This is a genomic window from Streptomyces sp. NPDC025721 (genome assembly GCF_055558595.1).
This window is the reverse complement of record NZ_JBVHMF010000009.1, coordinates 69,382-91,138: the sequence shown is the minus strand read 5'-3', so window position 1 is coordinate 91,138 and position 21,757 is coordinate 69,382. Positions and strand designations below refer to the sequence as shown.

18 protein-coding genes are annotated in these 21,757 nt (G+C 71.2%); 8 read left to right on the top strand and 10 right to left on the bottom strand.

The window, feature by feature from the left end; genetic code table 11:
* Positions 1 to 21: 21 nt before the first annotated feature.
* From ACZ4EF_RS15405 to ACZ4EF_RS15390, 4 genes are all read right to left on the bottom strand, one after another.
* Positions 22 to 204 (bottom strand): hypothetical protein, encoded by a 183-nt coding sequence (locus tag ACZ4EF_RS15405; protein ID WP_467504835.1) that lies wholly within the window; start codon positions 202 to 204, stop codon positions 22 to 24.
* Between the two features lie 159 nt (positions 205 to 363).
* Complete coding sequence (locus ACZ4EF_RS15400; RefSeq protein WP_355336958.1) at positions 364 to 1,098, bottom strand: D-Ala-D-Ala carboxypeptidase family metallohydrolase; 735 nt, start codon at positions 1,096 to 1,098, stop codon at positions 364 to 366.
* Between the two features lie 189 nt (positions 1,099 to 1,287).
* Entirely contained in the window at positions 1,288 to 2,688 is a 1,401-nt protein-coding gene (locus ACZ4EF_RS15395; protein WP_355336956.1) for a glycoside hydrolase family 16 protein, read from the bottom strand.
* A gap of 382 nt (positions 2,689 to 3,070) precedes the next feature.
* A complete protein-coding gene (locus ACZ4EF_RS15390; protein WP_467504833.1) occupies positions 3,071 to 5,386 on the bottom strand; it encodes an MMPL family transporter in 2,316 nt (771 codons plus the stop codon).
* A 220-nt stretch (positions 5,387 to 5,606) separates the two neighbouring features.
* Here ACZ4EF_RS15390 and ACZ4EF_RS15385 point away from each other — a divergent pair, with 220 nt between their 5' ends.
* Positions 5,607 to 6,443: a TetR/AcrR family transcriptional regulator gene (locus tag ACZ4EF_RS15385; protein ID WP_467504831.1), complete on the top strand. Its 837-nt coding sequence runs from the start codon at positions 5,607 to 5,609 to the stop codon at positions 6,441 to 6,443.
* Between the two features lie 66 nt (positions 6,444 to 6,509).
* Here ACZ4EF_RS15385 and ACZ4EF_RS15380 read toward each other — a convergent pair whose 3' ends face one another.
* Entirely contained in the window at positions 6,510 to 7,214 is a 705-nt protein-coding gene (locus ACZ4EF_RS15380) for an alpha/beta fold hydrolase (RefSeq protein WP_355336952.1), read from the bottom strand.
* A gap of 237 nt (positions 7,215 to 7,451) precedes the next feature.
* Here ACZ4EF_RS15380 and ACZ4EF_RS15375 point away from each other — a divergent pair, with 237 nt between their 5' ends.
* From ACZ4EF_RS15375 to ACZ4EF_RS15365, 3 genes are all read left to right on the top strand, one after another.
* On the top strand, positions 7,452 to 8,708 hold the full coding sequence (locus tag ACZ4EF_RS15375) for a class I SAM-dependent methyltransferase (RefSeq protein WP_467504829.1): 1,257 nt from the start codon (positions 7,452 to 7,454) through the stop codon (positions 8,706 to 8,708).
* Between the two features lie 151 nt (positions 8,709 to 8,859).
* Complete coding sequence (locus tag ACZ4EF_RS15370) at positions 8,860 to 9,132, top strand: hypothetical protein (RefSeq protein WP_467504827.1); 273 nt, start codon at positions 8,860 to 8,862, stop codon at positions 9,130 to 9,132.
* Between the two features lie 69 nt (positions 9,133 to 9,201).
* Positions 9,202 to 9,636 carry a hypothetical protein gene (locus ACZ4EF_RS15365; RefSeq protein ID WP_467504825.1) on the top strand — a complete coding sequence of 145 codons (435 nt, stop codon included), beginning with the start codon at positions 9,202 to 9,204 and terminating at the stop codon, positions 9,634 to 9,636.
* On the opposite strand, the gene ACZ4EF_RS15360 is transcribed toward ACZ4EF_RS15365, so the two are convergent.
* The gene (locus tag ACZ4EF_RS15360; RefSeq protein ID WP_467504823.1) at positions 9,606 to 10,574 is read right to left on the bottom strand and encodes a protein kinase family protein; all 969 of its coding nucleotides are present in this window, start codon (positions 10,572 to 10,574) and stop codon (positions 9,606 to 9,608) included. The two genes, ACZ4EF_RS15365 and ACZ4EF_RS15360, sit on opposite strands and share 31 nt — an antisense overlap.
* Positions 10,575 to 11,333: 759 nt before the next feature.
* Positions 11,334 to 12,380 carry a LacI family DNA-binding transcriptional regulator gene (locus tag ACZ4EF_RS15355; protein ID WP_467504955.1) on the bottom strand — a complete coding sequence of 349 codons (1,047 nt, stop codon included), beginning with the start codon at positions 12,378 to 12,380 and terminating at the stop codon, positions 11,334 to 11,336.
* A 297-nt stretch (positions 12,381 to 12,677) separates the two neighbouring features.
* Here ACZ4EF_RS15355 and ACZ4EF_RS15350 point away from each other — a divergent pair, with 297 nt between their 5' ends.
* The 4 genes from ACZ4EF_RS15350 (at position 12,678) to ACZ4EF_RS15335 (ending at position 17,722) form a co-directional block, all read left to right on the top strand.
* Entirely contained in the window at positions 12,678 to 14,024 is a 1,347-nt protein-coding gene (locus ACZ4EF_RS15350) for an ABC transporter substrate-binding protein (protein WP_391163913.1), read from the top strand.
* 170 nt (positions 14,025 to 14,194) lie between these two features.
* Complete coding sequence (locus ACZ4EF_RS15345) at positions 14,195 to 15,199, top strand: carbohydrate ABC transporter permease (RefSeq protein ID WP_355336942.1); 1,005 nt, start codon at positions 14,195 to 14,197, stop codon at positions 15,197 to 15,199.
* 4 nt (positions 15,200 to 15,203) lie between these two features.
* Positions 15,204 to 16,139: a carbohydrate ABC transporter permease gene (locus ACZ4EF_RS15340; protein ID WP_355336940.1), complete on the top strand. Its 936-nt coding sequence runs from the start codon at positions 15,204 to 15,206 to the stop codon at positions 16,137 to 16,139.
* Between the two features lie 101 nt (positions 16,140 to 16,240).
* The gene (locus tag ACZ4EF_RS15335; RefSeq protein WP_355336938.1) at positions 16,241 to 17,722 is read left to right on the top strand and encodes a glycoside hydrolase family 1 protein; all 1,482 of its coding nucleotides are present in this window, start codon (positions 16,241 to 16,243) and stop codon (positions 17,720 to 17,722) included.
* A gap of 117 nt (positions 17,723 to 17,839) precedes the next feature.
* Here ACZ4EF_RS15335 and ACZ4EF_RS15330 read toward each other — a convergent pair whose 3' ends face one another.
* From ACZ4EF_RS15330 to ACZ4EF_RS15320, 3 genes are all read right to left on the bottom strand, one after another.
* On the bottom strand, positions 17,840 to 19,309 hold the full coding sequence (locus ACZ4EF_RS15330; protein ID WP_467504820.1) for a cellulose binding domain-containing protein: 1,470 nt from the start codon (positions 19,307 to 19,309) through the stop codon (positions 17,840 to 17,842).
* 256 nt (positions 19,310 to 19,565) lie between these two features.
* Positions 19,566 to 20,933, bottom strand: coding sequence for a sensor histidine kinase (locus tag ACZ4EF_RS15325; RefSeq protein WP_467504818.1), 1,368 nt, complete (start codon positions 20,931 to 20,933; stop codon positions 19,566 to 19,568).
* Positions 20,930 to 21,667: a response regulator transcription factor gene (locus ACZ4EF_RS15320; protein WP_355336932.1), complete on the bottom strand. Its 738-nt coding sequence runs from the start codon at positions 21,665 to 21,667 to the stop codon at positions 20,930 to 20,932. Before ACZ4EF_RS15320 ends, ACZ4EF_RS15325 begins: the two co-directional genes overlap by 4 nt.
* Positions 21,668 to 21,757: the final 90 nt, after the last annotated feature.

Below are 21,757 nucleotides of genomic sequence, written 5' to 3'. Positions count from 1 at the left end.
CCCCGCCGCACCCCGCCGCGGTCAGTCCGCCGTGACGCCCCAGTAGCCGATCGAGACCGGCCTGCCGTCGGCGTGGTAGAGGACGGTGCGGTTGCCCGCCGCGCGGTCGGGGTAGAGGTCGCCGCGGTCCGACAGCGCGGCGGTCCACTCGGCCTCGGTGGGACGGCCGCCGGGGCACCAGGCGCGGACCTCCGCGTCGGCCAAGGGGCCCGTGAACGGCCCCTCTTCGTCATCGTCCCGAACCCGTGGTCGTCCTCGGAGAGTTCGCGCTCCTGCTCGGCCCGGAACGCCGCCGCCGGATCCGGGCGGTGCGGAACCCCGTGGCCGAGGTGGAGGGGGTGCGTCGGCCACGGGGCGCGGGGGTCAGATTCCGCAGGAAGAGGCGCTCCAGTAGCGGGAGCTCTGGTCGCCGAGGTGGGCGTGGGTGCTGTGGCCCGGGTAGCCGGGGCCGAGGATCTCGTTGAAGCCGTGGTAGCGGGCCTCCTGCACGATGCGGCAGTAGCTCGGCGAGCCGATCAGGTCGACGGCCCGGCCGTACATGTGGTTGCTGTTCGAGGCCCCGCCGACGGCGCTGTTGCACGAGGCTGAGCGGAAGCCGCTGCTCGTGTTGAGCGGCTGGTCGCCCAGCGCGTGGCGCAGCGCCTCCAGCTTCCACATGAGCCGCAGGGCGTTGTCACGGGCGGTGGCCGCACTGACCGCGCCGCCCGCCCAGGTGGTGTTGCAGCGGTTCATCTCGCCGAAGGTGAAGTGGATCGGGGTGCAGTCGGTGTCCTGGAGCGCGCCGATCTTCGCGAAGGTCTGCGGCCCGGCGATGCCGTCCGCCGTGAGGCCGTACGCCTGCTGGAAACGCACGACGGCGGACTTGGTCGCCGGCCCGAACTGGCCGTCGGTCGCCAGCACCGCGCCGTAGCCGGGGTATCCGGCGATCCGGATCTGGAGCTGGCGGACATCCTCACCGCTCGCGCCCTGGCTGAGGGTGCGGCCCCAGGAGTAGCAGCCGGCCGCATGGGCGCTGCCCGCCGTCACGGCGGTTCCGACGAGGATAGCTGACGCAAACATGACAATAGCGAGTAATGCACGGACGTACCGTCTCAACATCACGCCTCCCATGGGGGGTTCACGGACTCATGAGACTGCCCGACCTTGTCTATGCGCGTCAACCACTCCTTGACCTGGCATATTCGCCTGGCGCACCTCGCCCGCGAACGCCGGCGGGGCCGCGCGGACACGGTGTCCGGGCGGCCCCGCCGAAGCAGGCCCCGCCGAAGCAGGCACGCGGGCCGAGGGTCAGGACCCCTGGGTGAACGTGTAGTGCGGGGAGTCGTACTGGGGGCCGTTCTTCTCGTACGTGAACCAGTACGTGAGAACGCTGCCGGTGGAGAGGCCGTTGACGGTCTGGGTCCAGGTGCCGGAGGAGTTGGTCATGCGGAAATTCTGCTGACCCGCGCCGTTGACGAGGTAGTGGACGTCGACGTAGGCGGCCGGGGTGGTCGGGGTGAAGGAGATGCGGGCCTGCGTGGAACTGGTGGAGGTGACACCGGCGGTGTAGTCGGGCGTGGTGGTGCTGCCGCCCGTGCTGCCCGCGCTCGAACCGGAGCTGGTGCCGGAACTCGTACCGGAACTCGTACCGGAGCTGGTGCCGGAACTCGTACCGGAGCTCGTACCCGTGCTCGTACCGGACGACGTACCGCCGTTGTTCGTGCCGCCGACCGTGCCGCTGCTGCCGCCGGTCGTCTGGTACACGGCGAACCAGTCGACGCTCATGCCCGCGCCGGAGCTGATGTCGGCGGACGGGGAGGTGCAGCCGCAGACCTTGTTGGGGTACGAGCCGCCGATGGCGACGTCGAAGATGGCGAAGAAGCCGTGGTCGACGGCGGCCTGCCAGGTGGCGACGGAGACCTGGTTCTCGTTGACGGTGTAGGTCAGATTGCCGTCGAGGTAGAAGCGGAGCTGCTCGGCGGAGGTGTTGGTGCGGTCGATGACGGCCGAGTACTTGTGGAAGCCGGTCTGGCAACCGGCGCACGGCTGGAGGTCGCTGGTGATGCCGTCGGGGTCGTGGCACTCGCCCGCCCACTGCCCGCAGTGGAAGGTGGTGGAGTGCTTACTGAGGGCGTTGACGTCCTCCATGATGTCGATCTCGCCGATGCTGGGCCAGTTGGTGGCGCTGACCGGGCGGGCGGCGGCGCCCATCGCCCAGAAGGCGGGCCAATAGCCGAGCCCGCTCTGGGGGTTGGGCTGCTGGATCGAGGCGCTGATTTCGAGCTGACCGCCCGCGGGGGCCGCGAAGTCCGTGCGCTGGGTCTCCACGCGGCCCGAAGTCCAGTGCCCCGAGGCGTCCTTGACCGGCTTGATCACCATGTGGCCGGAGCCGTCCTGGTAGACGTTCTGCGTCGAGTCGGTGGAGGTCTCGATCTCGCCGGTGCCCCAGTTGCCCGCGCCGCCGGGGTAGCTCGTGCCGATGTCGTAGAGCCAGTTGGACCGGTTGAGGCCGCTGCCCGCCGCCCCGTTGAAGTCGTCGCTGAACACGGTCGTCCAGCCCGCCGCGGGTCCGGGAACGGCCGCCGACGCCGAACCGCCGGACAGCACAAGGCCGGTGATGCCGGTCACGAGGAGGAGCAGGGCGCTGAGCACGGCCGTGGGACGTCCGCTGACGAAGCGGCGGGCGGCCGATGGAGGGGATGTCGTCATGGGCAGGTGCTGCCTTTCGGTCGTGGGGGGGGACAGCTGCCGTGGGGGCGGGGCGCTGAGCGTGAGCCGTGGTGCGTGGTGCGTGGCGCGTGGTCCGTCCTGCGTGGTGCGTGGCGCGTGGTCCGTCCTGCTCGTGCGCGACCCGCCGCCCGTGATGCCGTACTCGATCTGCCTGATGCGGGCATGACATGTCGGGAATCCTGAGAGCGCTCTCAGAGCTGCGTGCGAATGGAGTGTCGGGCGGAACGGCGGGGGCGTCAAGGCATCGCACACAGATCCGCCGGGTGGGGGGCGGCGGCGGACGGCGCCGGGCACGCGTCACGGCCCCCGCCCGGGGAGGGCGGAGGCCGTCAGAGGCACCGGGGCCGCGGGGCCCGCTCGATCACCTCTGCGAGGCGACCGGCTCGCGGTCCAGGTCGGGACCGGAGGCCGGCTCGCCCTCGCTGAGCCCGAACCGGTCGTGGAATCTGCGCAGGAAGCCCGGCGCGTACCAGGCCGATCCGCCGAGCAGGCGCATCGCGGCGGGGACGAGGACACCGCGGATGGCCACGGCGTCGATGAGGATGGCCAGTCCGCTGCCGAGGCCGAACATCTGCATGAAGCTGAGCTTGGCCGTGCCGAAGGCGAAGAAGCTCACGGCCAGCAGGCAGGCCGCCGCGGTGACGATGCGCCCGGTGTGCCCGAGGCCGTTGACGACGGCCGACTCGGTGTCCTCGCCCTGGTCGTGGAGCTCCTTGATCCGGCTGGTGACGAAGACCTCGTAGTCCATCGAGAGTCCGAAGACGATGCAGAACATCAGCACGGTCATCGACATCTCCATCGGCTGCGCGGTGAAGCCGAGCAGGGAGGAGAGATGGCCGTCCTGGAAGATCCACGTCATGACGCCGAGGGTCGCCACCAGGGTGATCGCGTTGAGCAGCAGGGCGCGCAGCGGCTGCACGACGCTGCCGGTGAACAGGAAGAGCAGGATGAAGGTGGTGAGGACGACTAGGCCGATGGCGAGCGGGAGTTGGCCGCCGATGGAGTGCCGGGTATCGACCAGTTCGGCGTCGGTGCCGCCGACCAGCGGGTGCGTTCCGGCGGGCGGCGCGAGGTCCCGTACCGCGCCGACCAGGTCCTGGGCCGCGTCCGACCTCGGCGTCAGGGAGCTGGTCACGCTGATCCGCTGCCCGTCTGGGCGGCCGAGGTTGGCGCTGCCCGGCCCGGCGGCGGAAGCCTGCCCGTCGGCGTAGGTCCCGGTGCTGGTCTCGACCCGTACGACGCCCTTGAGCTGCGACAGCCGCTGCGCGTACGACCCCAGGGGGCCCTTGTCCACGGCCTGGCCGAAGACGATCTGGAGGGCGGAGTCGTCGCTGCCGGTGAAATCGCTCCTGAGCGTCGCGGAGACCTGGCGGCTCTCGGCGTCCTTGGGCAGCACGCGCTCGTCCGGGGTGCCGAAGACGATGCCCAGCAGGGGGCTCGCCGCCGCCAGCAGGACCACGAGCACGGGCAGCGCGGTGAGCGCGGGCCGCCGCATGGAGGTACGGGCCAGCCGCGCCCACACGGAGACGCGGGCGGTGGAGTCGGCGGAATCCGTGGAGCTGGCGGAAGTCGTGGCGCTCGCGGCGCTCGCGGAATTCACGGCCTTCGTGTCGTTCGCGGCGCTCGCGGCCTTCATCCAGGGCATCCGCCCGCTGTTGACCCGGTGGCCCAGGACGACGAGCAGCGGCGGCATGACGAACAGCGCGCTGACGGCCGCGATGGCGACGACCCCGACGCCCGCGAAGCCGAACGAGCGCAGGAAGTACTGCGGGAAGACCAGGAGCGCGGCGAGCGCGGCGGCCACGGTCGCCGCGGAGAACGCGACGGTGCGGCCCGCGGTGTGGACGGTCCGGCGGACGGCGTCGTCCACGCTCGCGCCCGTCGCGAGCTGCTCCCTGAACCGGCTGATCATCAACAGGCCGTAGTCGATGCCCAGTCCGAGGCCGAGGGCCGTGGTGAGATTGGTCGCCGTGTTCGAGACGCTGGTGACGTCCGCGAGCAGGGACAGCTCGGCGAACGAGCCGAGGATGGCGATGACCGCGATGGCCAGCGGCAGCAGGGCGGCCACCGCGCTGCCGAAGACGAACAGCAGCAGGACGAGGGTCAGCGGGATCGCGATCAGCTCGGCCAGTTCGAGGTCCTTGACGACCTGCGTCGCCATGTCGTTGCCGACGGCGGCCACACCGCCGGCCCGGACCGTGAGCGCGTCCTTGTACGTACCGCCGAAGTGGTCGAGGAGCTTCTCGGCGTTCTTCTGCTGCTGCGTCGGGTCGCCCTTGACGTGGGCGAGCACCATGGCCTCGCGGCCGTCCTTGGACCGCAGTTCGGTGCTCCGCGTGTCCCAGTACGAGACGACGTTCGCCAGCGTCTTCTCGCTCTTCAGCTCGGCGACCAGGGCCCGCCCGTTCCGCTCGGCCGCCGGGGCGTCCACGCGGCCGTCGGCGATACGGCCGTCCGCGGTGCGGACGAGCAGCACCAGATTCGTCTCGCCGCCGAATCTCTTGTCGATGAGGTCGCGTGCCCGGGTGGACTGGGAAGCTGGATCGTCGAAGCCGCCGCCCAGTAGCTTGGTGAAGGCGCCAGCACCCACGGCACCCATGACGGCCGTCGCCACGATGGCGACGATGAGTACCAGCCGGGACCGGCGGATCGCCAGTTCGGCTATGCGTTCGAACACGCGAGATCTCCTCTGCGGATTTGCGGGCCTTCTGGACGCGCGTACCGGCGCAGTCGCGGGTGTGCGGGGCCCGCGGAGTCGCGCCGTGCGGCGGATGCGACGGGAGTGACGTCGCCGTGACGAACGTAGACAGCACACAACAGACTTTGGCAGTGCGAGATTTACCTGACAGTGTTCAAATTCCGGATACACGCCAAGGAAGCCGTCGTAGGGTGGGCGCATGCCCGCCGAGGAACACCCGCCAGCGCCACCGGACGTCTCCACGCCGACAACACCGCCGACACCACGGACGACACCGTCGTCCCCGCCCTCCCCGCCCTCCCCGCCCTCCGCGCCCTCTCTGCGTGAACGGCGGCGCGCGGCGGCGACGCAGGAGATCCTGGACGCCGCCGAACACCTGATCGGGGAGAACGGCCCCGAGGGCCTGTCGATGCGCGCGATAGCCCGCGGCCTGGGCATGACCGTCCAGGCGCTCTACCACTACTTCCCGAGCCGGGACGCCCTCGTCACCGTGCTCGTCACCAAGGCGTACGACGACCTGACCGCCGCCGTACGTTCCGCGCTCGACCGAGCGGCGGCGGACTGGCCGGATCTGCCGCGCCTGGTGGTCGCGGCCGAGGGCTACCGCCACTGGGCCATCGCCCACCCCGAGCGGTACCAACTCCTCTACGGGACACCGCTGCGGGGGTACGCGGCCCCGCACGACGGCATCACCACCCAGGCCAACCGCCGGATGAGCGTGCTCTTCCAGCGCGAACTGTTCGACAGCTTCAGCACCGCGCAGCTCGCGGCGGCCGACGTCCCCGCGCTCTCGCCCCGGCTCCTGGCGCACCTGGACCGGCTGCCGCCGGAGGGCCCGGGAGAGCTGCCCCCGCCGGCGGTCGCTCTCCTCATGGAGGCGTGGGGCCGCCTGCACGGGCAGGTGGTCCTGGAGGTCTTCGGGCACACCTCGTTCCTCGGCGAGCACCAGGCCGAGGTCTTCCGCATGGCGATGCGGAATCTGCTCGCGGACGTCCGCCGCCGTATCCCGGCGGACGTGAGGGTGCCGCAGACGTAGGACGGCCCGGGAGCGAGTGGGCCCGACACCCGCGCGGGCCCGAGGCCCACACGCGCCCGGCAGGGATCAGGGGGCGGTCTCGGCCCCCAGGATCGCGGCGAGCTGGCGCGGCTCGGAGAACATCGGCCAGTGCCCGGTGTTCATCTCCACCAGCCGCCACCGCTTGCCGTCCAGGAGCGCGGCCACGTCGCTGTTCGGCTCCGGGCCGTCCAGAAGGCACTTGATATACGTCGTCGGGAGGTCGGCGAGCGGGCGGGACAGCGCGGCGGGCTCGGTGAGCGAGGCAGCCGGATGCGGGGTCGCGCCCGCGACGAGCCGGGCGATCTGCTCGTCGGTCAGGCCCTGGCCCTCGAACTCCCCGGCGGCGGGCGGCGGCCAGAAGCCGTCCCCCTCGGCCAGGATCGCCTCGAATCTGGCCTGCCCCTCCCACCAGCCGGACGCGAACGACCCGCCCTCGACCGGCACTTCGGAGTCGACCAGGACCATACGGGCCAGCCGGTCGCCGATCCGCCCGGCGGCCTGGCCAACCGGAATCCCCGAGTAGCTGTGCCCGACCAGGACCACGTCCCGCGAATCGAGCCGCTCCACCTCGGCCACGATGTCCTCGACATGCGTCCGCTGCCCGGCGTCCGGCGCGGCGCCCCGCTTCTCGGCGAGCCCCGACAGCGTCAGCGGATGGACGCCGTGCCCGGCCGCCCGCAGCTCGGGCACCACCTCGTCCCACGCCCACGCGCCGAGCCACGCCCCCGCGACCAGTACGAATTCAGCCATGACGGCAACGTATCCGAGGGGTACGACAATCCCGCCGAGGCCCGCACGCCGCCGCGCGACATCCGTACGACAGCCGTGCGACAGCCCCCGGCAGACGGGCGGCACCCGCGCCAATCCGTACGCCGTACCGCGCCGAATACAGGGTGAGAGCCCCGACCGGCACAGCCCGGAACAGCCCGGAACAGCAGAGCGGAGCCGCCGCCTCACCGGCCGGCACCGCGGAAAGCGAGCGCGTCCATGCCCTCCGTGACACCCACCGCGGCCGACCGGCTGCGCCCCCACCTGGACCAGGCGCTCGGCGGGGAACCGCCGCTGCGGGTGCGGCTGTGGGACGGGAGCGAGCTGGGCTCGGGCGACGGACCGCTGGTGGTCGTACGGCGGCGGCGGGCGCTGCGGCGGCTGGTCTGGCAGCCCGGCGAGCTGGGCCTCGCGGAGGCGTACGTGGCCGGGGAGATCGACGTCGAGGGCGATGTCGGGGAGGCGCTGCGCACGGTGTGGGCGGCCATCCGGCAGCAGAAGCTGCGGCCCGCCCGGCTGTCGGCGGCCGACCGGGCGCGCGCGCTGGCGGCGGCGGTACGGATCGGCGCGATCGGGCCGCGCCCCGCGCCGCCGGGGGCTCCGGCGCGGCTGAGCGGACGCCTGCACAGCAAGGACCGCGACCGGGCCGCGATCCACCACCACTACGACCTGTCGAACGACTTCTACGCGCTGCTGCTCGACGAGACGATGGCGTACTCCTGCGGTTGGTGGACCAGCGACGCCCCCGACTACACGTCCGCCGACGCGCAGCGCGACAAACTCGACCTAATCTGCGCGCGGTTGGGGCTCGGGCCCGAGGCCCGGCTGCTCGACATCGGCTGCGGCTGGGGCTCGTTGACCCTGCACGCCGCCGAGCGGTACGGCGCCCGCGTCACCGCCGTCACCCTCGCGGCCGAGCAAGCGGCGTACGTACGACAGGAGGTGAAGGCGCGCGGGCTCAGCGACCTGGTCGACGTGGAGTGCCGCGACTACCGCGACATCCGGGGCGGCGGCTACGACGCCGTGGCCACCATCGAGATGGGCGAGCACGTCGGCGACGCCGAGTACCCGGCCTTCGCCGCGGCCCTGCACGACCGGCTCAGGCCGGGCGGCCGGGTGATGGTCCAGCAGATGTCACGCGGCCGGAACGCGCCGGGCGGCGGCGCCTTCATCGAGACCTACATCGCCGCCGACATGCACATGCGCCCGCTCGGCGAGACCGTCGGCCTGCTCGAACAGGCCGGTCTCGAAGTGCGGTCCGTCACCGCGATGCGCGAGCACTACGTCCGCACCATCCTGGCCTGGCACCGCACGCTGGAGGACCGCTGGGCCGAATTCGTCGCCCTCGTCGGCGAGGAGACCGCCCGCGTGTGGCGGCTCTACCTCATCGGCAGCGCCCTGTCCTTCGGGGAGAACCGCATGGGCGTCGACCAGATCCTCGCCTGCCGCCCGCCCGCGCCCGAGGACGCGGCCTGAACCGATCCCGGCGAACGCGGTCCCGAAACGTCTCAAGGAGCGTGTTCCTGAACGTATCCGGTGCACGGCGGGCCTCACCCACGCACTGGCCCACGGCCTGCGGACGGGCGAGGCGGACGGCGACCGCGACGGGCTGATCACGCTCGGCGAGTTGTACGCGTACGTACGCGACCGGGTGCGGGCGGCCGCCGACGTCCACGGCGAACTCCTCATCGCCTGGTGCGACCGCCCCGCCGCGTCCTCCGGCCACCGCCAGGAGCACTCTCACCACCACCTCGCCGTACCGGAGTGGGAGCTGCCCGACGTCCCGGACGCAGCCGTCCCCGCCCCACGTGGTGCTGTCGTCGCCCTCCCGCGCCGCGCCGGGAGTGCCGGTGTGGCGCCGCCTGTGACGGCGGTGAACGGCGTCGGCAGCGCGTTCTGAGAGCGCGTACGAGGGCCCGCGTTCAAGAAACGTACGCGCCTCGGCGGCCCGAGGTCGTAGCCTCCGTTCATGGCCGAGATCTGGGATGAACAGGAGCTGATCGGCGAGGGATTCGAGCGGGTCTTTGCCGAATTGGACCGATACGACGCCCCGATTTTCGGCCTCGCCGAGGTCGAAGGGGAGCCGCACTACTTCCGGCTCGTGCACGAGGACACCTACGCCGTGTGGCCCGTCGGCGCCGCCCAACTCGCCCTGGAGCGCGAGCGGTGGGCCCTCTTCGCGGCCTGGCACGCCCGCTACGAGGCCGGTACGGCCGAGCCCGACACCCACCCCGGCACGGGCGGCGTCGACGCCCGTTACGACGAACTCACCGCGCTGCTCCTCCCCCACCGCGACACCCCCGCCGAGCCGCGCGTCCTGACCGCCCAGTGGCGCTCCACCCCCGGCCCCCGCTACCGCCCCGACGGCGTCGACTACCGCGTCAGATGGCGGCCCGCCGACTGAACCGGATACGGCGTCTCCCTGCTCTCCGTCTGCAACGCCCTGTGCCACTCCCCCATCTCCTCGGCCAACTGCCCGTGCCGGGCCAGCACCGGCGCCGGGACCTTCCCCGTATTGCGCTCCAGCCAGCGCACCAAGTGCGTACGGATGTAATCGCGGTCGTACGTCCGGTGCCGCTCGTAGAACTCGGCCTCCGCCGACGACAGTTCGAACCTGGTCGACACCGCCAGGCCGTAATCCGCGAAGTACAGGCGGTGGCCGTCGGTCAGGATATTCTCGAAGTGCGCGTCGAAATGCAGCAGTTCGCGGTCGTTCATGAAATCCGCGCCGTCCAGCAGCTCGCGCTCGATCCACTCGCAGACGCGTTCCGTCGTCGCCTCGTCCGCCTCCGCGAGACGGTTCCGCAGCCAATTCTGCAAATTCTGCGGGATGTACTCCATGAAGACCACCGCGCTCGCCGTCGCGTCCCGCACACCCTCGATGCGGCGCCTCATTCCGGGGCTGCCGCCCCAGTACGCCACCGCCGCCTCCACGTCGGCCAGCTCCTTCGGCAGGGGCCTTCTCGTGCTCGGCAGCACCCGCCAGTGATACGTCATGGGGAAGCCGTCGTGCTCTCCCGCCAGGACCCAGTTCGTCGTCATGGCATGGACGGCCAGTTCGCGCCAGGCGCCGAAGCCGGGGGTGGCGATGCCGTAGTGGCAGAACGCCGGGAGGTCGAAGACGTTCGCCGTCGAGTGGGTGTTCTCCGGGCGCCTTTCGAGGTCGGTGAGGCGGATCTCCTTCACGAAGACGGGGGTTCCCGCGAGGAGCACCTTTGAGGTCTGTCCGCCGATGCCTTCTCCGAGGGGTTCCCCCCTTTCCACGAGCTCGCGCAGTTCCGCGTCACTTCTCAGCGCCAGCTCTGTCGCCACTTCCCCGTAAACCGCGGTCCGCTTCTTCACGTCCTGTTCTTCCTCCGTCCTGTCTTTCCCACCCGCCCACCCGTGCGGGTGCTTTCTTCGTCTGCGGGTGCCGCTTGTGCCTGGTCGGTCCCGGCCCGGGGCACCTCCTCGGGCGACGAACGTGCACCCACTTCGAAAACGTCCAGCCCCTTTCCGTTCGTCCCCCTGCGGGGGCACCCCGCACCGTCCCCTCCGGTCCGCCGGCGCCCGCCTGTCCGCTGTGGCTGGGGGGGGAGGGGGTGGGAGGGGGTGCGGGCCCTGCGCCACCCGGCCTCCCGGCGGGGTGGGTGGAGGGGGGTGGGCGGGGGGTGGGCACTGCGGCGCCGACCCTCCGGCGGGGTGGGCGCAGGGGGTGGGTGGGAGCCCGGGACCCGAGCCACCGACGTCCAGCCGGAGTGGGCGGGGGTGCGGGTGCTGGGGAGTGGGGGGGGTGGCAGGGGCTTCGTTGGGCTCTTGGAGGAAGGGCCCGAGCATTCCGACTCACCGGGAGGGGCACCGGCGCAGGGCGGCCCGCCGAAAGAACCCCCTACCCTCCCCGGCAACCCCAACCGGACCGTCGGACGCCGACGGACCGGGAGGGGACGGGCCGGGGTGCCCCCGCAGAAATGCGGTGACAAGAAGGGTGCCGAATAAGCAAAGGCCAGGTAGCCGCATTTCGAGGAGGTGCCCCGGACCGGCACCGACCAGGCACAAGCGGCACCCGCAGACGAAGAAAACACCCGCACGGGTGGGCGGGCGGGCAAGACAAGACAACGAGCCCTAAACAGAGTCGCGTTGAATGAGCTCAGTGGCCAGAACGACATGGCGTCGCACCGAATCCCGCTCAGCGATCTCCTCCAGAAGCACCCGCGCCATCGTGCGCCCCATCTCCTCCGTCGGCTGCCGAACACTGGTGAGCGCCGGATCCATGTGGCGCGCGATGGCCGAGTCCTCGAAACCGACGAGCGCGACATCGGTCGGCACAATCCGCCCCGACTCGCGCAGCACCTGCCGCGCGCCGGCCGCCATGAGGTCGGAGGCGGCGAAAACGGCGTCGATGTCCGGCCGCCGCGCGAGCAGCTCGCGCATGGCCCGCCGCCCGCCCTCCTCGGTGAAGTCGCCCCGGGCGACGAGCTCCGAGCCCGAGGAGCCCCCCGAGGAACCCCCGGCGGAAATCCCCGCCGCCTCCACGGCCTGCCGATACCCGTCGAGGCGACAGCGGGCCACGTACATGTCCGGCGGCCCGGTGATCGTCGCGACGGCCCGCCGCCCGCGGGCGAAGAGGTGGGCGACGGCGGCACGCGCGCCGCCGACGTTGTCGGCGTCCACGTACGAGACGGATTCCAGGTCACTGCGCCGCCCGTTCAGAACGGCGGGCATGTCGAGCTGTTCGAGAAGGTCGGGCAGCGGATCGTCCTCGTGGACGGAGACCAGCAGGACGCCGTCCACGCGGTGCGCGGCCAGGTACTGGCCGAAACGGGCCCGCTCCTTGGGCGTACGGATCAGCGTGAGCAGGAGCTGCATGTCGGTGTCGGCCAGCTCCGCCCCGATCCCCCGGATGATGTCGGAGAAGTACGGCTCGGCGAAGAGCCGCGTCTCCGGCTCGGGGATGACCAGAGCGATCGCGTCGGTGCGATTTCCGGCCAGCGCGCGGGCCGCGCGGTTGGGCACGTACCCCAGTTCGGCGATGGCGGCCTCGACCGCGGCCTTCGCGCGGTCGCTGACCCGCGGCGACCCGTTGATGACGCGCGAGACCGTGCCGCGTCCCACCCCGGCGCGTACAGCCACCTCTTCCAGGGTGGGCCGTCCGCTGTGCCGCCCGTTCATGGCCACTTCCGCCTCCTGTGCTCCACTGTCGCGCCACCTTAGCGCCCGGCCCGCTCTGGACAGCAGGATCTCTTGAGAGCGCTCCCACGCTGTGTTCACCGTACCCGCCCCGCGGCGTCCGATCCGTTCAAGAAGTGACCATCGGTCCGGTCCGGACACGTTCCGGCAACGAAATCGACTTCACATCTTGACACTGACCCCTCCGAGGCCGGATTGTTCCGGCAAGCTTAGTGGGAGCGCTCCCACACCCTCACTCGCACCACCGCACGCCAGACCCACCCTGACAAGGAGAGTGGAATGCGCACTTCCGGCAGAACCCGCAAGGCCGCAGTCATCGCGGTCGCGGGTCTCGCGACCTGCGCGACCCTGATCACCGGATGCAGCAGCGACAGCAAGAGCAAGGACTCGGGCAACGGGAGCACCGCCTCCTCGACCGAGAAGATCACGCTGCACGTCGGTGACTTCGGATCGTTCGGCTACGACGACAAGACGGGCGCGGCCCTCTTCTCCGAGTACCACAAGCTGCACCCCAACATCACGATCGTCGAGGACAACGTCGCCGACGGGCAGCAGTACTGGGACGCCCTGAAGCTCCACCTCTCCCAGGGCAGCGGCCTCTCCGACATCCAGGCCATCGAGATCGGCTACATCGCCGAGGCCACCGGCCCGACGCTGGCGTCGAAGTTCGTGGACCTGGGCAAGGCCAAGGGCGTCAACGTCGGCGACTGGCTGGACTACAAGGAGAAGCAGGCCACCACCACCGACGGTTCGGTGATCGGCCTGGGCACCGACATCGGCCCGATGGCGGTCTGCTACCGCAAGGACCTCTTCAAGGCCGCGGGTCTGCCCGACGACCGCGAGGCGGTCGCGGCCAAGTGGGCCGGTGACTGGTCGAAGTTCCTGGCCGTCGGCAAGGAGTTCAAGGCGAATGCGCCCTCGGGTGTGGCCTTCACCGACTCCGGCAGCGGCCTGTTCAACGCGGTGGTCTCCAGCCAGACCACGCAGTACTCCGACGCGTCCGGCAAGCTGATCTACGACACCAGCCCCGGTGTGAAGACGGCGTGGGACCTGGCGACCGAGGCCGTCAAGGACGGACTGACCGACAAGCTGCGGCAGTTCGACGCCAACACCTGGAACGCGGCGTTCAAGAACTCCAAGTTCGCGACCGTGGCCTGCCCGAGCTGGATGATCGGCATCATCAAGGACTCGGCCGGCCCCGCCAACCAGGGCAAGTGGGACATCGCCGCGCCGCCGCAGGCCGGCAACTGGGGCGGTTCGTTCCTGTCGGTGCCCAAGGCCGGCAAGCACATAGCGGAGGCGACCGCGCTGGCCGCCTGGCTGACCGCGCCCGCCCAGCAGGCGAAGGTCTTCGCGAAGAACGGCAACATCCCGTCGACCAAGGCGGGTCTCGCCGACCCGGCCGTGCAGAACGCGACGAACCCGTACTTCGGTGACACCCCCGTCGGCAAGATCTACTCGGCCACCGCGGAGAGCATCCAGCCCGCGCCCATCGGCCAGTACGACGGTCAGGTGAAGACCTTCATCACCGACAACGGAATCCTCGACATGGAGCAGCACGGCACCTCGGCCGAAAAGGCGTGGTCGAACGTGAAGGCGCTGGTCAAGGACAAGATCGACCAGTAGCGCGGACGGGGCCGCCCGGCAGTGTCTCCCACCTGCCGGGCGGCCCGCACCTCGTCTCCCCGCACCTCGTACCGCCCCCGCATCCGCGGCCGGACCACCCCGGACGACCGCGGCCCTCCTCCAGTCACCGCACAACCCTCGCCCGAACCCCTACGGGAAGGACGCCACTCGTGGCCACCTCCGTCAGGGCGACGTCCGACGGCAGTCCTCCGTCGTCCCGGCCCGCCGCCCCCCGCTCGCCCGGCAAGGGCGCCCACCGCCCCCCGGGCTGGCGTTCCAGGCTGTACCGGCTGGACACCAAGGCGTCGCCGTACGCGTACATCGCCCCGTTCTTCATCTGCTTCGCGGCCTTCGGCCTCTTTCCGCTGATCTACACCGGCTACCTCTCCTTCAACCAGGTGCAGCTCGGCGGCGACGCCAGTTGGGTCGGTTTCCGGAACTACACCCGCCTGTGGGACAGCGAGTTCTTCTGGAACGCGCTGCGCAACACCTTCTCGCTCGCGGTGATCTCGACCGTGCCGCAGCTCCTGATGGCGCTCGGCCTCGCGCACCTGCTGAACTTCAAGCTCAGGGCGCGCGGCTTCTTCCGGGTCGCGGTGCTCGCGCCGTACGCCACCTCGATCGCGGCGGCGTCGCTGGTCTTCGTCCAGCTCTTCAATCCCGACTACGGGATGGTCAACCAGATCCTCGCCCACTTCGGGGTGCACAACCTCGACTGGCAGTCGTCCAAGTGGCCCGCGCAGATCGCCATTTCGGCGATCGTGACCTGGCGCTGGACCGGCTACAACGCGCTGATCTACCTGGCCGCGATGCAGGCCGTGCCGTCCGACCTGTACGAGGCGGCGGCGCTCGACGGGGCCTCGCGCTGGCGGCAGTTCATCAGCGTCACGATCCCCTCGATCCGGCCGACGATTCTCTTCACCATCGTGGTCTCGACGATCGGCGCCACACAGCTCTTCGGTGAGCCGCTGATCTACGGCGGCGGAGTCGGCGTCAGCGGCGGCTCCGCGCATCAGTACCAGACGCTGAGCCTCTACATGTACGAGAAGGGCTGGGCGACCGGCGCGCTGGGCCAGGCCTCCGCCGTGGCCTGGGTGATGCTGCTGATCCTGCTGCTCATCGGCGCCGTCCAACTGTTGATCGTGCGGGCCAACCGCCGGAAGCTCGGGGGCTGACCTCATGGCACAGACAACCGAAACGCAAGCGTTCGGGGCCGCGCCGTCGCGGCGGTCCGCCGCCGTACCGCCGCCCAAGCCCCCGCGTCGCCGGTTCCTGCGCAGGAGCGGGGCGGGCAAGCAGGAGCACGCGGGCCCGGTCGCGTACGTGATTCTCGTCGTCGCGGCGCTGATCTCGCTGTTCCCGCTGTACTGGACGGTGGTGGCGGCGTCGCGCACGGACGCCGAGATCGTCACGCCGCCGATGCCGCTGCTGCCCGGCAGCCATCTGATCGACAACCTGCACATCGTGTGGGACCAGGTCGACATGGGCAAAGCGCTGATCAACTCCACGATCGTGGCGGGCTTCGTGTCGTTCAGCACAGTGATGTTCGCGACGCTCGCCGGATTCGCCTTCGCCAAGCTCCAGTTCCGCGGCCGTAACGCGCTGCTGATGCTGGTGGTCGCGACGATGACGATCCCGCCGCAGCTCAGCGTGATCCCGCTCTACCAGATCATCACCAACCTGGGCTGGGTCGGGCACATCCAGTCCGTCATCCTGCCGTCGCTGGTGGCCGCCTTCGGCGTGTTCTTCATGCGGCAGTTCCTGTCCGAGGCGCTGCCGATCGAACTGGTCGAGGCGGCGCGGGTGGACGGCGCGCACAGCCTGCGGATCATCTGGCACGTGGTGTTCCCGGTGGCGCGGCCCGCGATGGCCGTGCTGGGAATGCTGGTGTTCGTGCAGTCGTGGAACGACTTCTTCTGGCCGTTCATCGCGCTCAACCAGCAGAACCCGACGGTTCAGGTCGCGCTGGCCGGTCTGGGTTCCGGTGACCACACCATCGACCACTCGATCGTGGTGACGGGCGCGCTGGTCGCCACGCTGCCGCTGCTGCTGGTCTTCGCGGTCCTCGGCAAGCACATCGTCGGCGGCATCACGGCAGGTGCCGTCAAGAGCTGAACCCTTCGTGAACTCCCCCGTGCCTCCCCTGAACTCCCCCTGAGCAGCGTCCTGTTGGCCCCCTCCCCCGCTTACCCCTGATTCCCCTGGAGTCCCCCGTTATGACCGCTGTCCGCTCCGAGAGCGCCGAGAGCGCCAATGTCTCGGCCTCGCTCCGCTTTCCCCCCGGCTTCGTCTGGGGGGCGGCCACCGCCGCCTACCAGATCGAGGGCGCCGCGGCCGAGGACGGCCGCACCCCTTCGATCTGGGACACCTTCAGCCACACGCCCGGCCGCGTCCACAACGGGGACACGGGTGACATCGCGGCCGACCACTACCACCGCTTCCGCGACGACGTCGCGCTCATGTCCGACCTGGGCCTGGGCGCGTACCGGTTCTCCGTCTCCTGGTCGCGCGTGCAGCCGACCGGGCGCGGCCCGGCCGTCCAGCGCGGCCTCGACTTCTACCGCTCGCTCACCGACGAGCTGCTCGACCGCGGCATCACGCCGGTGGCCACCCTCTACCACTGGGACCTCCCGCAGGATCTGGAGGACGTCGGCGGCTGGACGGTACGGGACACCGCCGAGCGGTTCGCCGACTACGCGGCGCTGGTGGCCGGCGCGATCGGCGACCGGGTGCCGTACTGGACGACCCTCAACGAGCCCTGGTGCTCGGCCTTCCTCGGCTACGGCTCCGGCGTGCACGCGCCGGGCCGCACCGAGCCGGAGTCGGCGCTGCGGGCCGTCCACCACCTCAACCTCGCGCACGGCAAGGCGATCGGGGCCCTGCGCTCCGCGCTGCCCGCCGCCGCGCAGACCTCGATCACCCTCAATCTGCACCAGATCCGCCCGCTGACCACCTCACCGGGCGACCTCGACGCGGCCCGCCGGATCGACGCGGTCGGCAACCGGGTCTTCCTCGGCCCGATCCTCGGCGGCGACTACCCGGCCGATCTCCTCGCGGACACCGCCCACTTGGTGGACTGGGAGTCGCTGGTACGGGAGGGCGACCTCGCGGAGATCTCCCGGCCGATCGACCTGCTGGGCATCAACTACTACACGCCGACGCTGGTTTCGGACGGCAAGCAGCGCGCCGACGGACCCGACGTGCCCCGCAACGACGGGCACGGCGCCAGCGACCACTCGCCGTGGCCCGGCTCCGAGCACGTCGCCTTCCACCTGCCGCCCGGCGAGACCACCGCGATGCGCTGGGCGGTGGACGCCACCGGTCTGTACGACCTGATCCACCGGGTGGCGCGCGAGCACCCGGGGCTGCCGATGATGGTCACCGAGAACGGCGCCGCCTACGACGACTACATCTCGCCCGAGGGCACGGTCAACGACCCGGAGCGGATCGCGTATCTGCGCAGCCACCTGGCGGCGATCCACCGCACGATCGCCGACGGCGTGGACGTACGCGGCTACTTCCTGTGGTCGCTGATGGACAACTTCGAGTGGGCGTACGGCTACAGCAAGCGGTTCGGCGCGGTCTACGTCGACTTCGGCACACAGCGCCGCATCCCCAAGCAGAGCGCCCACTGGTACGCGGCCGTCGCCCGCGAGAACGTCCTTCAGGGAGTCGCGGAGGAGGACGGGGCTTCCTGAGGGAACGGAAAAGGAGCGGTACGGACAGCTCGAGGGTGCTGTCCGTACCGCTCCGCGCTCCTCTCCCGTGGGGGTGGGAGAGGCACGGTTCAGGGGGCGTTCACAGGTGACGTGCCGTCAGCCGGTGTACGCGGCGAACGCCTTGGAGAAGGCGCCCGCGCTCTGCACGATCGAGCTGCACGAGGCGTCGGCCCAGCTCTGCGCGCCGCCCGCGCACTGCTTGTCGCGGGTCGCGGACCACATCGACAGCCACGCCAGGCCCTTGGACTTGGCGAAGGTCACCAACTGCGTGGCGTCCTCGACGGTGAAGATCTCGGTGGCGACGTCGTTGACGCCGATCATCGGCGTCACCGCGATCTTCTTCCACGCGGCGGCGTCGGAGATCCCGAGCACGCTCTTGACCTGCGCCTGCGTGGCGGTCGCGCCGTCGATCGCGTACTGGCCCATGTCGCCGCTGAACGAGGAACCGTAGTCCATCGCCATGATGTTGACGGCGTGGATGTCCACCCCGTTGCTCTTGGCGTTGCTCAGCAGATTGATGCCGTCCTGCGTGAGCCCGGTCGGCATCGCGGGCAGCGTGTACGAGACCTCGAGTCCGCTGTGGCTCTTCTGGAGTTGGGCGATGGCCTGCGCGCGGCGGGTGTTGGCCGCGGTGTCCGGCAGCGCGCCGCCCTCCACGTCGAAGTCGACCTTCGTGAGCTTGAACTGGTCGATGGCCTTGCCGTACGCCGCCGCCAGGTCCGACGCCGAGGAGCACGCCGAGGCCAGCTCCGTACCGTTGGCGCCGCCGAACGATACGCGTACGTCGCCGCCGGCCGCCCGCAGCGCGCCGATCTGCGCGGCCACCGCGTCACCGCCCAGGTCGGTGACGCCGCCCCACTTGGGGACGCAGCCGCCGCCGGACACGAGGAAGGCGAGGTTGAACTCCTTGACGCCGTTGGCCTTCGACGCGGCGACGAGGTCGTACGCCGGGTAGAGAGAGGTGTCGACGTAGGGGGCGAAGCCGCTGGACGCCGTGGTGCCGCCGCCGCCCGAGGTCGGGGTGGCGGTGGGCGTCGGGCTCTGGGTGGGGGTCTGCGTGGGCTTCTGGGTCGGGGTCGCCGTGGGGGTCGCGGTCTGCGTCGGGTGGCCCGTCGGGGTCTGCGTGGGGCCGTCGGAGACCGAGCACTTCGCGTTGTTGATCAGGCAGTTGACGGGGTCGCCCGCCGCGCCGGACGCGCTCGTCACGAAGCCGACGTCGACTTTGCCGCCGGGGGCGATCGTGCCGTTCCAGCTCTCCGCGGTGACGGTGACCGTCTGGCCCGACACCTGGTAACTGCCGTTCCACAGCGAGCTGATCTTCGTTCCCGCAGGCAGGTCGAACTTCAGCGTCCAGCCGGTGAGGGCGCTGCTCGCGGAGTTCGTGATCTCGTACTGGCCGGTGTAACCGCCGTCCCACCCGCTGGTCTTGGAGTACACCGCCCCGACCGACGCGGCACTCGCCGATCCCGCCAGTGCGAAGGCGCCTCCGGCTACGGCGGCGACGGCGGTGAGGCCGCCTATCAGTTGGACCTTCCGGCTGGGGCGACGGCGGTGCGTTGTTGCCATGTTCGAGCCTGCCTCTTGGGGGTGGGGGGAGGGGGACGCGTTGGCACGCTAGCGCGCGGAGAGGGGACAAATTGGCTGGTCCGGGCTGCGGACGGGGTTCTTATGGCGCGCTTAAGGCGGCGCAAGGGAGCCGTTAAAGGTGGGGCCTCATCGCCGGCGGGGCTCGTCGCCCCCAGCCAGCGCGGGGAGGTGCCCCCACAGACGCCGGACGGGCTGAATCCTGGCTTCCGGCACACGCGCCGGGCGCGCTGCGGGCTCAGCGGTGGCGGTTGAGGGGGGTGCGGCGGTGGGTGGGGTGGGGGGTGGTGGTGTGGGGGGAGAGGGCGAGCCAGAGGCGGATCTCGGCGCCGCCGAGGACGCTGCGGCCGACGGCGAGGTCGCCGCCGGTGGATTCGGCGACGCGGCGGACGATGTCGAGGCCGAGGCCGGTGGAGCCCTGGCCGCCCGCGCCGTGGCCGCGGCGCAGGGCGGCGGCCGGGTCGGCGACGCCGGGTCCGGCGTCGGAGACGAGGACGATGACGGCGTCGTCGCCGCGGTGGACGTCGACGGCGAAGGCGGTGCCCTCCGGGGTGTGGCGGAAGACGTTGCCGAGCATGGCGTCGAGGGCGGCGGCCAGTTCGGCGCGGGCGACGGGGACCCGTACCGGCCGGTCGGCCCCCGCGGAGCGGACCTCGCGGCCCTCGTCCTCGGCGAGCGCGGACCAGAAGGCCATCCGTTCGCGGATGACCTCGGCGGCGTCGCACCCGGCGGCGCCGGTCGCGGTGTGGGCGCCGCGCTGTTCGCGGGCGGCGCGGATGATCTGGTCGACCTCGCGTTCGAGCTGGGCGACGGCCGCGCGGGTCTGGTCGGCGGCCGGACCCTCGCCGAGGGACGCGGTGTTGAGCCGCAGCACGGTGAGCGGGGTGCGCAGCCGGTGCGACAGATCGGCCGCCAACTCCCTCTCGCTGGCGAGGAGTTCGACCACCTGGTCGGCCATGGCGTTGAACGCGGCGGCGGCGGACCGCAGTTCGCTGGGACCGGCCTCGGGAACCCGTACCGCCAGGTCGCCTTCGCCGAGGCGCTGCGCGGCGCCCGCGAGCCGGACGGCGGGGCGGACCATGCGGGTGCCGAGCCGGTCGGCGATGGCGACCGAGCCGACGATCAGGCCGATTCCGACGGCGGCCAGCACCAGCCAGGCGGTGGGGACACCGCGGTTGATGTCGTCGTCGGGCACGAACACCTCGACGACCGCGACCGTCCCCGAGCTGACGGCGGTCGGCTGGAGCAGCGCGTATCCGCCGGGGACGCGTACGGTCGCGGCCTCGCCGTACGCCGAGGCGGTGTGCAGCGCGGCGTCGGTGGCGTGCGGGGTGCCGATGCCGACGGCCGGGGACTGCGCGGTGGCCGGTATGCGCAGCGCGATCCGGGACTCGGCGCCCGCCTGGGTGCTGGCGATGGCGCGTTCCAGCTCACCCCGGTCGGTGGTGATGGCCAGGGCGGGGCCGATCGCGGCGGCCTGGCGTTCGGCGTTGGTGAGCGCGCGGTCGCGGGCCAGTTCCTTGACGACCAGGCCGAGCGGTACGGCGAAGGCGATGACGACCATCGCCGTCACCGCCAGGCTCACCTTGATCAGCGCCCATCTCATGACGGCGGCGCCGCGGGGGCGGCCGGTATCGCGGTGGGCGGCAGGGCGGCGGGCGGTTCGAGTTTGACGCCGACGCCGCGCAGGGTGTGCAGATAGCGCGGACTGGCCGCGGTCTCGCCGAGCTTGCGGCGCAGCCACGACAGGTGGACGTCGATGGTCTGGTCGTCGCCGTACGACTGCTGCCAGACCTCGGCGAGCAGTTCGCGGCGGGCGACGACGACGCCGGGCCGGGCGGCGAGGAAGGCCAGCAGGTCGAATTCGCGGCGGGTCAGGTCGAGGACGGCGCCGTCCAGGACCGCTTGTCGGCGGCGTACGTCGATGTGCAGGCCGCCGACGTGGATCAGGGCGTCCGCGGTGGGCGCGGCGGACCGGCTGCGGGCGCGCCGCAGGACGGCGGAGAGCCGCGCCGACAGGTGCTCGACGGAGAACGGCTTGATCAGGTAGTCGTCGGCCCCGGCGTTGAGCAGCCGTACGACCTCGGCCTCGTCGTCCCGCGCGGTCGCGATGATCACCGGTACGTCGCTGAGGCCGCGCAGCATCTTCAGCGCCTCGGACCCGTCGAGGTCGGGCAGTCCGAGGTCGAGGATGACCACGTCGAAGCCGACCTGCGCGACCTCCCGCAACGCCTCAAGAGCCGTCCCCACGCTGCGTACCGTGTGGGACGCCTCGGTGAGGTGCCGAATGAGGGCGGACCGCACGAACTGGTCGTCCTCGACCACGAGCACACTTGCCATGCGCCGCAACCTAGCCCATCCGGGGGACCGGGCACCGGCCCGCCCGACGATCCGAGGTGCGTACGGGGTGCGGACGGGGGTGCGTAAAGG